This is a genomic window from Seonamhaeicola sp. MEBiC01930, assembly GCF_045277075.1.
GTDB lineage: Bacteria > Bacteroidota > Bacteroidia > Flavobacteriales > Flavobacteriaceae > Seonamhaeicola.
On the sequence record NZ_CP104270.1, the window covers coordinates 1,673,204 to 1,686,751 of the forward strand.

Genomic DNA, 13,548 nt, shown 5'->3' on the forward strand with positions numbered 1-13,548 from the left:
ATAGAATTGAATCGAAATCTTATCATATCAATCCTTGTTTTATTTGTTTTCATTTCAGCGAAAGCGCAAACAAACACGTCTGGAAATAACGAGCAAAAAGTTGGTTTAGTGCTTAGTGGTGGTGGTGCTAAGGGACTAGCACATATTGGTGCACTTAAAGTAATTGATAGTTTAGAAGTTAAAATTGATTATGTAGGTGGAACTAGTATGGGCGCTATTATTGGAGCGCTATATGCTTCTGGGTATTCTGGAAAACAATTAGATTCTATCTTTAAATATGCAGATTTTGATAATATCATTACAGATAATTTGCCAAGAGCCTCAAAAGACTTTTTTGAACGAGCAAATGATGAAAAATATGCCGTAAAATTACCTTTTAACGATTTTAGAATAAAGTTGCCTTCGGCATTATCTAGAGGTCAAAATGCTTATGATTTATTGTTAAAACTATTGCTTCATGTTAATGAAGTAGATGATTTTAGTAAACTGCCAATTCCGTTTTTCTGTATTGCAACTAATATGGAAACTGGTAAACAGGTAATACTTGAAAAAGGCAACCTAACGCAAAGTGTTATGGCTAGCGGTGCATTACCTACTTTGTTTCAACCTGTAACAATAGGTGATTATATCTTTATTGATGGCGGGGTGGTTAATAACTACCCTATAGATGAGTTAAGAGCAAAGGGAATGGATGTTATTATTGGGGTTGATGTTCAAGATGGACTTATGGGTAGAGAAGAGTTAAAATCTGCACCAGAGGTATTACTTCAAATAAGTAACTTCAGAACCATAAAGGATATGGAAGTGAAATCGGGAAAAACAGATATTTACATTAAACCTAATATTAAAGATTACAACTTAGTGTCTTTTGATGCTGTTAATCAGCTAGTAGAGTTAGGGAGATTAGCTGGAATTGAAAAAACAGAAGAATTAAATGTATTATTAAGAAATAAATCTAAAGAAACCTTAAGACATAATTTAAGACCATACACTCAAGATAGTATTGTAATAAATAAGATAGTAATTAATGGGCTTAAAAAATACACACGGTCTTATACCTTAGGAAAATTGAAGCTTAAGAGTAATAAAAAGATTGGGTATTCAAATCTTAGAAAAGGAATAAACAGTTTAGTGGCTACCAATAATTTCGACTCTTTTGAGTACGAATTAAAAACTTCAGAAAGTATTGAGGGCTATGATTTTCACGCTAATTTAAAGGAAGCTGAAACAAGAACCTTTTTAAAACTAGGCGTACATTATGATAATTTATATAAAAGTGGAGCATTAGTAAATATTACAACAAAAAGGTTGTTGTTTAATAATGATATAGCTTCTTTAGATGTTGTTTTAGGTGATAATGTTAGGTATAATTTTGAATACTTAATTGATAAAGGCTTCTATTGGAGTGTGGGTCTTAGGTCTAGATTTAACAATTTTCACAAAAATATTAGTGCACAATTGATATTAGATGATACAGAATTTGATGCCGTAGGTTTAAATAAAATTGATGTAGAATTACAAGATCAAACTAATCAATTTTATTTACAAACATTATTCAGAAAAGATTTTGCACTTAGTTTAGGTCTAGAGCATAAACGTTTAGAAATTTCTTCAGAAACTTTGGCAACAGAAGAAGAAGATGAGGATTTTGTTTTTGAAAATACAGATTATGTAAGCCTTTTTAGTAACTTAAAATTAGATACTTATGACGATAAGTATTTTCCTAAGAAAGGAGTGTATTTTAATGGTGATATACATACATATCTATACGCATCTCATTTTAATACTGAGTTTGAAGCTTTCTCAATAGCTAAAGCAGATTTAGGGTATGCCTTTAGTACATCAGATAAATTAGCAATTAATCTAAAAACTAGTGGAGGGTTTAAATTAGGAGATAAATCTACCCAGACTTTAGATTTTGCTTTAGGCGGATACGGCAATAATTTAATAAACAATTTTATTCCGTTTATAGGGTATGATTTTATTTCATTAACGGGCAATAGTTATGTAATGGCTTCGGCTAGTGCTAATTATGAGGTTTTTAAAAAACACTACCTAACCATAGAAGCTAATTGGGCTAATGTAGACGATAATATTTTTGATACAGGTGAATGGTTTACACTTCCAGATTATAGAGGTTATGCTTTGGGGTATGGTATTGATACTTTTATCGGCCCTATTCAGGCAAAATACAGTTATTCTCCAGAATCTGGAAAAACCTTCTGGTTTGTTAATCTAGGATTTTGGTTTTAATAATTTTTCCGATATTTGTGTGGTTATGAAGTTTTTCTTTCTAGACTTATTACAATTTCTCCACTATCTTATCAAGAGGAATCCTGAATAAGCTGGCATTTTCGTATATTTATATGTAGTTGAAAGTTAAAGTTTTACAGCTTTAGCTAATAGTTTTTCACATTTAAAAATAGCAATATGCCTTTTTATCATAAATTAGGAAGTATTCCACATAAAAGACACATTCAGTTTAAAAAGCCAGATGGTAGTTTGTATTATGAACAGTTATTTGGTACCATTGGATTTGATGGTATGTCTACTAATAGTTATCATGAACAACGCCCTACACAGGTAAAAGAAATTAGAAACCAATATAGTGTAGCTCCTAAAATAGCTTTAAAAAACAACATAAAATCGTATCGTCTTAAAGGTTTTCAAATTACACCGGAAAACGATTTTTTAGATAGCAGGAAAACAGTTTTAGTAAATTCAGACTGTGCTATAATTTTATCGGCACCTAGGCTTTCAACAAAAGATTATTTTTATAAAAACACGGATGCCGATGAGCTAATTTTCGTTCATAAAGGAACAGGGAAATTGCGCACTATGTTAGGAAATCTAGATTTTAAGTATGGCGATTACTTACTGGTTCCAAGAGGGGTTATTTATAAAATTGAATTCGATACCGAAGACAACAGACTTTTCATTGTAGAATCTCACCGGCCTATATACACCCCTAAGCGTTATCGTAATTGGTTTGGTCAACTTTTAGAGCATTCTCCCTTTTGTGAACGTGATATTCGTCAGCCACAAGAATTAGAAACTTATAATGAAAATGGTGATTTCCTCATTAAAGTTAAAAAACAAGGTGAAATTATAGAAATGGTTTACGCCTCCCATCCATTTGACGTTATTGGATACGATGGGTATAATTATCCGTATGCCTTTTCAATCCATGACTTTGAGCCTATTACGGGTCGTGTTCATCAACCGCCACCTGTGCATCAAACCTTTGAGACAGATGCCTTTGTAGTATGCAGTTTTGTGCCGCGTTTGTATGATTATCACCCACAAGCAATTCCGGCACCATATAATCATAGCAACATAGATTCAGATGAGGTTTTGTATTACGTTGATGGCGATTTCATGAGCCGTAACGATATTGAAGCGGGGCATATTTCATTGCATCCAGCAGGTATCCCTCATGGGCCACATCCAGGAGCTACAGAACGGAGTATTGGTCAGGTGAAAACCGATGAGCTTGCCGTAATGGTAGACACTTTTAAGCCATTAATGGTTACAGAAGAAGCCATGAAAATTGCAGATGAAGATTACCACAAATCTTGGCTAGAATAAATTTATAAGAAGCAATTTCCTGCTTTAGGTAGTCGTAAATTTTATTTTATAATAAAAATGAGGTTCAGCTAATACCTTAAATGGGGCTAAAAAATAAAATCATGAGTAAAGAAATAAATTCAGTAAACTACGGTTTAGAAAAAATATTTGAGGGAGCGCAAGACTTTTTGCCTCTTTTAGGAACGGATTATGTAGAGCTATATGTTGGTAATGCCAAACAAGCAGCACATTTTTATAAAACAGCATTTGGGTTTCAATCTTTTGCCTATAGAGGGTTAGAAACAGGAAGTAAAGACACGGTGTCTTATGTTTTGAAACAAGATAAAATAAAATTGATGTTAACTACACCACTTAATTCTAGCCACTCCATAAATAATCATATAGTCAAACATGGTGATGGTGTGAAAGTAATTGCACTTTGGGTAGAAGATGCTAGAAAAGCATATGAAGAAACTACCAGTAGAGGAGCAAAATCATACATGGAACCAGTTGTTGAAAAAGATGAACACGGAGAGGTGGTAAGAGCAGGGATTTATACCTACGGAGAAACAGTACATATGTTTGTTGAACGGAAAAACTATAACGGTGTATTTATGCCAGGGTTTGAAAAATGGAAGTCTGACTATAATCCAGTGCCACTTGGTTTAAAGTATGTAGATCATATGGTTGGAAATGTTGGTTGGGGTCAAATGAATACTTGGGTAAAATGGTATGAAGATGTTATGGGTTTTGAAAATTTCTTGTCTTTTGATGATAAGCAAATCCATACCGAATATTCAGCTTTAATGAGTAAAGTAATGAGTAATGGTAACGGACGCATCAAGTTTCCCATAAATGAGCCCGCTGAAGGTAAAAAGAGGTCGCAGATTGAGGAGTATTTGGATTTTTATGAAGGCGCTGGTGTGCAGCATATAGCTGTGGCTACAGATGACATTATTTTAACAATAGAGGGTATGCGCTCTAGAGGTGTAGAGTTTTTATCAACACCACCCGATGCCTATTATGAGGCGGTTCCTGAACGTTTATTATCTCATAATCATGAATTAAGAGAAGATATTGAAACCTTAAAAGGTCTTGGTATTATGATTGATGCGGATGAAGAGGGTTATTTGTTGCAGATTTTCACAAAGCCAGTTGAAGATAGACCGACTCTTTTCTTTGAAATAATTCAACGTATGGGGGCTAAAGGTTTTGGGGCTGGAAATTTTAAAGCGCTTTTTGAATCTATTGAAAGAGAACAAGAAAAAAGAGGGACACTATAGTGTATTTCTGATTAGAAATAAAGAGGTAATTCAACCTTAATTATCGAATTTTATGTAACAAATTCTTGTTAAGAACTTCTTATTGATAAAGGGCGTCCGAAGTTTTTTTATATTTTTGGAATAGTAATTGTAATTTCTTTAGTATAATAATATAATTGTATTTAAGAAGTTAATTACATAACCCAAAAGAAAAATGAAAAAAATACTACTTATAATAATAGCAATTTGTATTGCGCAAATGTCTTTCTCACAGCAAGAATCTGCATTTGGAGATGGCGAGTGGTTTAAGTTTAAAATGAGTTATAGTGGCTTTTTAAAGGCAGGAAATGCAACTCTTACTGTTAAAGATTCTAAATTAGAAAGCAAAGACGTATATCACGTAGTAGGTAAAGGTTGGACTACAGGCATGATTAAGTGGTTTTTTAAAGTAGAAGATCGATATGAAAGTTATTTTGATAAAGAAACTACTTTACCATATAAATTTATAAGGGATATTAATGAAGGGGGTTATACGAAAGATTTAGAAATTCAGTTTGATCATTTAAAGAATAAGGCTCATATAAATGACAAGAAACATAACACTAAAACGGTTGTAGATGTCAAACCAAATATTCAAGATATGGTGTCTACATTTTATTATTTAAGAAATAATATTAAAACAGACTCTTTAAAAATTGGAGATGCCGTTACAATGGATATGTTTTATGATAAAGAGAGTTATGGGTTTAAATTGGAATTTCTTGGAGAGGAAATCATTGATACGGATTTTGGAGAAGTAGAGGCATTAAAGTTTAGGCCTCATGTACTGGCAGGTAGGGTGTTTAAAGAGGAAGAAAGTTTAACGGTTTGGGTATCAAAAGACAAAAATAAAGTACCTTTGCGTATCAAAGCAGATTTAGCTGTAGGTTCTTTAAGAGCGGATCTTGAGGAATTTAAAGGGCTTAAACATCCTTTTAAAATCATTGTGAACAATTAAGAGATTTTGAACAAAGAAATTACCAACCAACTTAAAGTTAAATACCAACAAATAGACCAAGATTTAGAAGATCATTTAGAAGGTTTATTGTATAGTAAGCCTATTACTTATTGGGATTATATTCAAACTGACGCCTTATTAAATTTACAATTACCTCGAACGGAATTTCCAGATGAAAATGTGTTTATCATGTATCATCAGGTTACTGAACTTCTTTTTAAAATGATACTTTCAGAAATAGAGCAAGTGGCAAAAAATGATGCCATTAATACAGTAACTTTCACAGATAAAATAATGCGTATTAGTCGTTATTTTGATGTGCTTACCTCCTCTTTTAGTATAATGAAGGATGGAATGGATGTAGATCAATACAATAAATTCAGACAAACTTTGGTGCCAGCTAGCGGGTTTCAAAGTGCTCAATATAGAAAAATTGAATTTGCTTCTACAGAATTAATAAATCTTATAGATAAAAGGTTTAGAGAAACAATAGATAGAAATTCGTCTTATGAAAATGCTTTTGAACATTTGTATTGGCAGGCAGCGGGGAAGGATTATAAAACTGGTAAAAAAACCTATACTTTAACAGTTTTTGAAGAAAAATATAAAGAAGAGTTTATTAGATTTACTAAGTTTTATTATAGAAATAACCTTTGGTCAAAATTTAAAAACTTACCAAAGGAGGCTCAAGAAAATGAAGCTCTTATAAAAGCAATGCGTCACTATGATTACACAGTTAATATCAAGTGGGTAATGGCACATTATAATACGGCTAACCATTACCTGAATATTGGAGGTGAAACCGCAGAGGCAACAGGAGGAAGTGAGTGGGTGAAATACATGCATCCAAAGTATCAAAAAAGGATATTTTTTCCAGAGTTATGGACAAAACAAGAAATAGAAGATTGGGGAACAAATATTTAATCGTATTAAGCTTTTTAATGGTCTTCTTTATTAGTTGTAAAGAAGATAAAAAGGAAGTTCTAGAAAAAGACGTAGCAATTGTTGAAGAACCAAAAGATGTTTATGAGTTCGGGTTCAATTTAAACGACTATGTTGTTAAAAGAGATACAGTAAAATCTGGAGAAAGTTTCGGGCAAATTTTGGAACAAAACAAAATAGGCTATCCTAAAATATATCATATTGCTGAAAAAACGAAGGAAACTTATAATATAGCTAGATTTTTTCAAGCAGGAAAACCCTATGCAATTCTTTGCTCAAAAGATTCTTTAGAATTACCAGAATCATTTATTTATCAACCCAATAAGGAAGAATATGTGGTAATAAATTTTAAAGATTCAATTCACGCTTTTAAAAGTAGGAAGCCAATAACCTACGTTGAGAAAACAGTTACTGGTGTTATTACAAGTAGTATTTCTGAAACTCTGGACCAAAAGGGTGTAAGCGCTGTTTTAACTAATAAATTGGCTGATGATATTTATGCTTGGACTATTGACTTTAGACGTTTACAAAAAGGCGATAGATTTAAAGTTATATATACTGATAAGTACATTGATGATTCAATTTATGGAGGTATTCACGATGTAAAAGCAGCCTATTTTGAACATAATAAGGAACCTTTTTATGCCTTTCAATTTGAAACAGATTCTGTAAAAGGTATTATAGATTATTTTAGTGAAGAAGCAAAAAACTTAAGGCGCGCCTTTTTAAAAGCTCCTGTAAAGTTTAGTAGAATTTCATCTCGTTATAATTTAAGACGTAGAATTGCGGTTTATGGCTATAAAGTGCGTGCACACAAGGGTACCGATTTTGCTGCTCCAATAGGAACCCCAATTATGGCAACTGCCAATGGAACGGTTACCAAATCTGAGCGAAGAGGTGGTAATGGTAATTATGTAAAAATCAGACATAATGCTACCTATGAAACCCAATATCTGCACATGAAAAAACGCAAGGTTAAAGTGGGGCAGTTTGTAAAGCAAGGTGATGTTATTGGTTGGGTAGGAATGACAGGAAATACAGGAGGACCACATGTATGTTATCGTTTTTGGGTTAATGGCAGGCAGGTTGATCCTTTTAAGCAAAAACTACCTGAAGCAAAACCTATTTCAGATTCATTAAAAGTAAAATATTTAGAGTTTATTAAACCTGTAAAAATACAATTAGATAGCATTCCCTTTGATGAGGAAGTTGTAGAAGAAAACTTAAAAGAAAACCTTATTACACAGAATTTTTAAATTATGTCATTACCAACAATTAATCCAACCGCTACAAATTCTTGGAAAAAACTTCAAGAACATTATAATAAAATAAGCAATTTACATATGAAAGATTTGTTTGCTCAAGACAGTGATAGAGCAAATAAATACACTATTAAATGGGATGATTTCTATGTAGACTATTCTAAGAATAGAATAACAGAAGAAACATTTAATTATTTATTGGAATTAGCTGATGATGTTAAACTTAAAGAGGCTATACAAAGTCAGTTTTCTGGCGAAATTATTAACCAAACAGAGGGAAGAGCAGTTTTGCATTCTGCATTAAGAGCTCCAGAATCTACGGTTGTTGAGGTTGATGGTGAAAATGTAATTCCAGAAGTCTACAAAGTTAAGCGTAAGATAGAAGCTTTTACAAATGAAGTAGTAAATGGAGGTAGAAAAGGGTATTCAGGAAAACCTTTTACTCATGTTGTAAATATAGGTATTGGAGGTTCAGATTTAGGGCCAGCTATGGTTGTAGATTCACTTCAGTATTATAAAAATCATTTAACTACTTATTTTGTAAGTAATGTTGATGGTGATCATGTAAATGAAGTTATAAAAAAGCTTGATCCAGAAACTACCTTATTTGTAGTGGTTTCTAAAACATTTACTACCCAAGAAACACTGTCAAATGCAAATACTTTAAAAAATTGGTTTTTGCAATCGGCTTCGCAAGAAGATATTGCCAAACACTTTGTAGCAGTTTCAACAAATATAGAAGCTGTTGAAGGTTTTGGTATCGATCCTAATAATATTTTCCCAATGTGGGATTGGGTAGGAGGTCGTTTCTCTCTATGGAGTGCAGTTGGACTATCAATTAGTTTAGCAGTGGGTTATGAGAATTATGCTAGCCTATTAGAAGGAGCTCATAAAATGGATGAGCATTTTAAGAATGAAGATTTTGAATCTAATATTCCGGTAGTGTTAGGCTTAATAAGCATTTGGTATAATAATTTTTTCAAGGCTGAAAGTGAAGCTGTTATTGCCTATTCGCAATATTTAAATCAGTTTGCAACATACTTGCAACAAGGAATCATGGAAAGCAATGGTAAAAGTGTTGATAGAAATGGAAATCCTATTGACTATGAAACCGGAACCTTAATATGGGGTGAGCCGGGTACAAACTCACAACATGCCTTTTTTCAATTAATTCACCAAGGAACCAAATTAATTCCTGCTGATTTTATTGGGTTTGCAAAGTCTTTACATGGCAACCAAGATCATCAAGATAAATTAACTTCTAACTTTTTAGCGCAAACAGAGGCGCTTTTAAATGGGAAAACAGAAGAGCAGGTTGTTGCTGAAGGAACTAATACAGATATTATTCCATTTAAAATATTTGAAGGAAACAAACCAACAAACACAATTTACATTGATAAGTTATCTCCAGAGAGTTTAGGGAAGCTAATCGCCATGTATGAACACAAAATATTTGTTCAGGGTGTTATTTGGAATATCTTTAGTTATGACCAATTTGGAGTAGAATTAGGAAAACAACTGGCTTCAAAAATTTTAAAAGAGTTTAACAGCTCCGATATAACAGAGCATGATTCTTCTACAACAAACTTGTTGAAGCATTATAAAAGCATGAGGTAAAAAGGCTTACTATTTATAACTTAAAAAGTAAAAAGGCATGAATATTTAAATATTCATGCCTTTTTTTATTAAGATATTGTTAATTAAAATTAATGCACGCATAACATTTTTAGGGTTTTTATATGTATTTTTGCGCTGACTAATTCAATTAATTAATAATTAACCTTTCTGAAAATGAAAAAAACTACTCAATTTTTATTGTTGACTGTGGCTTTGCTATTTAGCGCAACAATTTTTGCTCAAACGGTCTCAGGAACAATTGTAGAAGCAGGTACTAATGTACCTCTTCCTGGTGCAAATGTTATTGAGAAAAACACCTCTAATGGTGTGACTTCAGATTTTGATGGAAACTTTACATTAAACGTAACATCATCATCTGGAGAGGTTGTGATATCCTTTATTGGATACAACTCAAAAACTATTGCCTTTTCTGGTAATACTGATTTAGGAGCCATTGAACTTGAATCAAGTCAATTTGGTTTAGAAGAAGTTCAAATTATAGCTTCTGTTGCTGTAGATAGAAAGACTCCAGTTGCGGTGTCTACTATAAAGGCGAAAGATATTGAACTTAAATTGGGAACGCAAGAGTTTCCTGAAATCTTAAAGTCAACCCCAGGAGTTTATGCAACAAAAGCTGGAGGTGGTTATGGTGATGGTAGAATTAACCTAAGGGGTTTTAATTCGGAAAATGTTGCCGTTATGATTAATGGAGTTCCAGTAAATGATATGGAGAATGGACGCGTATTTTGGTCTAACTGGGCAGGGTTAGGTGATGTAACAAGTTCCATGCAAGTTCAAAGAGGTTTAGGTGCAGCAAGGGTAGCCGTGCCTTCAATTGGAGGAACAATTAATATCATTTCAAAAACAACCGATGTTGAAGAAGGAGGAAATGTTTATACTACATTGGCAAATGATGGTTATGAGAAGTTTGGGTTTACTTATTCAACAGGTGTGATGGACAATGGATTTGCAGCTACTGTTTCTGCCTCTAAAACTGAAGGAGATGGTTATGTTGATGGAACAGAATTTAATGGGGTGTCTTACTTTGTTAATATTTCTAAAGAGCTTAATGATTATCATAAATTATCTTTTACAGCCTTTGGAGCAAAACAACGTCATGGACAAAGACAAAACAGACACACCATAGCAACTTATAAAAATAGTGAGCGTGGTAGAAAATATAATGGAGACTGGGGTTATAAAAATGGTCAAGTAACACATATTGAAGACAATTTTTATCATAAACCTCAAATGTCATTAAATTGGTACTGGAATATTAGTGAAAACACAACATTATCAACCGCTGCTTATGCCTCATTTGGCTCTGGTGGAGGAGGCGGAACGCTTGGTAGTGATGCAGATGGATTGGACGGACGTTCAAAATTCACAAGTACTGAATATAGAATTGGTGAAAACGGTCCATTAGATTTTGACCGTATCGTCGATGAAAATATTGCAAATGGCGCACTTGGCTCATCAGCTGCCTTAAGGGCTTCTCGTAATGACCATAACTGGTATGGAGTACTTTCTACATTAAAATCTGATTTATCAGATAATTTAGTATTATTAGCTGGTTTAGACTGGAGAGATTATAAAGGTATTCATTTTAGAGAAGTAACAGATTTGCTTGGTGGGCAGTTTATTATCAACGATGATAATGAGAATAACCCTTTATTTGCAGCAGGTGTAGGAGATAAAACTGATTACCATAACGATGGTTTAGTTGGTTGGTTAGGAGCTTTTGCTCAGTTAGAATATGATATAAATGAAAACTTTAATACGTTTATTGCTTTAAATGCCTCTAATACATCGTACAAACGAATAGATTATTTTAATTACCTAGATTCTGATCCTTTACAAGAAACAGATCGATATAATTTCTTTGGTTTTGGTGCTAAAGGAGGTGCTAACTACAGAATTAATGCTAATCATAATGTGTTTGTTAATTTGGGGTATTTTGAAAAAGCTGCAGGATTTGATTCTGTTTTCCTAAACTTTAGTAATGACAATATTAATGCAGATGCCGAAAATCAAAAAATCACAAGTTATGAATTAGGCTATGGGTTTAGAGGAGATAAACTGTCAGCTAATGTTAATTTATACAGAACGACTTGGAATGATAGAACAGAAACGGAAACATTCCAACAACCAGATGGAACACAGGCAACAGCAAATATTTTAGGTGTTAATGCAATTCACCAAGGAATTGAAGTTGATTTTATCTACAGAGCATCAGATAAATTAAGGATAACAGGTATGGCTTCACTTGGTGATTGGAGATGGGATAGCAATGTAGAAAATGTGAGCATTCTTGATGAAGAGCAAAATGTTGTAGATACCGTAAACCTTTTTATAAAAGATTTGCATGTTGCTGATGCTGCTCAAACTACTATGGCCTTAGGTGTCAACTACAGTTTAACACCTAAAACAAACCTTATTTTAGATTATAATTACTATGACAATATTTATGCTGATTTTGACCCTAGTGATAGAGGTGAAGTAGGACCAGATGCATGGGAAATGCCAGCCTATGGATTATTTGATGCTGTAATCAATCACAATTTTAAATTTGGTCCATTTGATGCATCTTTAACGGGTAGAATTAATAATGTTTTTGATTCTGAATATATTTCTGATGCTTTAGATGGTTCAGGATCTACTGCCAATACGGCCTTAGTTTGGTACGGTTTGGGAAGAACTTTTAGTGTGGGAGCAAAACTTAATTTTTAAAAAATTTGAAAATGAAAAATTTTATTTATTTATTCACCTTAATCTTAGCGGTTACATTTGTAGGTTGTAACCCTTTAGAAGATATTTACAATGACATTGACGCCCAACCTAATCCAATAGCTGGCGATGCTAATTTGACCCTAACAGATGAAGACTATGACGAACTAGGATTGAGCTTTCCTAATTTTGGTTCCACAGATGATGCCAAATCATTGATTCCTGGTTTATTACTGAATAAATATCCTGTTTGGGGTGCAGGGTCCTCTGCACTGGTAACTTATGATATTTGGGCACCAAAAAGAGATGAAAGAAGCCTTATTAGATATACCGTAAGTAGCCAAGACTATGATGATTTAGGGCATACTTTTGGAAATTTTGATAGAGAATCTGAAATCATTGAATTTTTAGAATGGAAATATCCAAATCCGGATGATAGAACTCTGGTATCATTAACTTATGATTTTTGGAATGGATCTAATAATGAATACAATAATGGGTATTTATACCTTGAAGGGGAATGGATGTTTATGCGTGGTTTCACTGATGACGAATACACAGAAATGGGAGAAGGCTTTCCAAATTTTTCTAACGAAGATGAGGCAGTTGCTAAAATTCCAATCATTTTAAAAGATATCTTTAAATTTGAACCAAAAGAAGCCGGTGATATTGAAGGTATCATGTACAAGCTTTACGTTACTGATGTTGATGATATTGATGGTGATGGACGTACTGATGACAGTACAACGTATAGTTATGTGAAGTATTTTATCTATGATGGCGCAGATTGGTCAGAATATAATAATATAATCAGTGAAACGCTTCAATTTGGTCATGATGGATCTACTTGGGTTCCAGATAATACCATAAAGTATACCTTTACTGGTGATGATGTTGCTTTTATATCAAACGCTTTCATATCAATATACCCTGGACCGGCGGATAATGTTGGGTTCTTTGGAAGTTTTGACAGAAGATCGGGAAGTAGCAATTATTGGAGTGATGAGATGCTCTTAGAGGCATTCAACGCTTTATTGGATGATAAAGATCCTTCTGCAGAAGAAGGGCAAAAATATGTGTTAACTTATATAGTGTATACAGGATCTACAGGTAACGAAACAATGAGCGTTATCAAAACTGGTGGCGTTTGGGTTTACCAATAATAAATTAAACT

Annotated in this window: 9 protein-coding genes; all 9 read left to right on the forward strand. The window is 33.2% G+C overall.

Going from position 1 to position 13,548, the window contains the following annotated elements; translation table 11 throughout:
- Nucleotides 1-6: 6 nt before the first annotated feature.
- Nucleotides 7-2,253 (forward strand): patatin-like phospholipase family protein, encoded by a 2,247-nt coding sequence (locus tag N1F78_RS07265; protein ID WP_406685511.1) that lies wholly within the window; start codon nucleotides 7-9, stop codon nucleotides 2,251-2,253.
- 177 nt (nucleotides 2,254-2,430) lie between these two features.
- Nucleotides 2,431-3,588 carry a homogentisate 1,2-dioxygenase gene (locus N1F78_RS07270; protein ID WP_406685512.1) on the forward strand — a complete coding sequence of 386 codons (1,158 nt, stop codon included), beginning with the start codon at nucleotides 2,431-2,433 and terminating at the stop codon, nucleotides 3,586-3,588.
- Nucleotides 3,589-3,689: 101 nt separating this feature from the next.
- Nucleotides 3,690-4,850: a 4-hydroxyphenylpyruvate dioxygenase gene (hppD, locus tag N1F78_RS07275; protein WP_406685513.1), complete on the forward strand. Its 1,161-nt coding sequence runs from the start codon at nucleotides 3,690-3,692 to the stop codon at nucleotides 4,848-4,850.
- A gap of 193 nt (nucleotides 4,851-5,043) precedes the next feature.
- The gene (locus N1F78_RS07280; RefSeq protein WP_406685514.1) at nucleotides 5,044-5,826 is read left to right on the forward strand and encodes a DUF3108 domain-containing protein; all 783 of its coding nucleotides are present in this window, start codon (nucleotides 5,044-5,046) and stop codon (nucleotides 5,824-5,826) included.
- 3 nt (nucleotides 5,827-5,829) lie between these two features.
- Entirely contained in the window at nucleotides 5,830-6,750 is a 921-nt protein-coding gene (locus N1F78_RS07285) for a tryptophan 2,3-dioxygenase family protein (protein WP_406685676.1), read from the forward strand.
- A gap of 17 nt (nucleotides 6,751-6,767) precedes the next feature.
- Nucleotides 6,768-8,024 carry a peptidoglycan DD-metalloendopeptidase family protein gene (locus tag N1F78_RS07290; RefSeq protein WP_406685515.1) on the forward strand — a complete coding sequence of 419 codons (1,257 nt, stop codon included), beginning with the start codon at nucleotides 6,768-6,770 and terminating at the stop codon, nucleotides 8,022-8,024.
- Nucleotides 8,025-8,027: 3 nt separating this feature from the next.
- Nucleotides 8,028-9,647 carry a glucose-6-phosphate isomerase gene (gene pgi, locus N1F78_RS07295; protein ID WP_406685516.1) on the forward strand — a complete coding sequence of 540 codons (1,620 nt, stop codon included), beginning with the start codon at nucleotides 8,028-8,030 and terminating at the stop codon, nucleotides 9,645-9,647.
- A gap of 174 nt (nucleotides 9,648-9,821) precedes the next feature.
- Nucleotides 9,822-12,377: a TonB-dependent receptor gene (locus N1F78_RS07300; RefSeq protein ID WP_406685517.1), complete on the forward strand. Its 2,556-nt coding sequence runs from the start codon at nucleotides 9,822-9,824 to the stop codon at nucleotides 12,375-12,377.
- Nucleotides 12,378-12,388: 11 nt separating this feature from the next.
- Complete coding sequence (locus tag N1F78_RS07305) at nucleotides 12,389-13,537, forward strand: hypothetical protein (protein ID WP_406685518.1); 1,149 nt, start codon at nucleotides 12,389-12,391, stop codon at nucleotides 13,535-13,537.
- Nucleotides 13,538-13,548 lie beyond the last annotated feature (11 nt).

What these genes read in the sequence shown, in the direction of transcription:
- N1F78_RS07290 (WP_406685515.1), top strand. Translation starts at nt 6,768, where the DNA reads ATGGTCTTCTTTATTAGTTGTAAAGAAGATAAAAAGGAAGTTCTAGAA.
- N1F78_RS07270 (WP_406685512.1), top strand. Translation starts at nt 2,431, where the DNA reads ATGCCTTTTTATCATAAATTAGGAAGTATTCCACATAAAAGACACATT.
- pgi (WP_406685516.1), top strand. Translation starts at nt 8,028, where the DNA reads ATGTCATTACCAACAATTAATCCAACCGCTACAAATTCTTGGAAAAAA.
- hppD (WP_406685513.1), top strand. Translation starts at nt 3,690, where the DNA reads ATGAGTAAAGAAATAAATTCAGTAAACTACGGTTTAGAAAAAATATTT.
- N1F78_RS07305 (WP_406685518.1), top strand. Translation starts at nt 12,389, where the DNA reads ATGAAAAATTTTATTTATTTATTCACCTTAATCTTAGCGGTTACATTT.
- N1F78_RS07300 (WP_406685517.1), top strand. Translation starts at nt 9,822, where the DNA reads ATGAAAAAAACTACTCAATTTTTATTGTTGACTGTGGCTTTGCTATTT.
- N1F78_RS07280 (WP_406685514.1), top strand. Translation starts at nt 5,044, where the DNA reads ATGAAAAAAATACTACTTATAATAATAGCAATTTGTATTGCGCAAATG.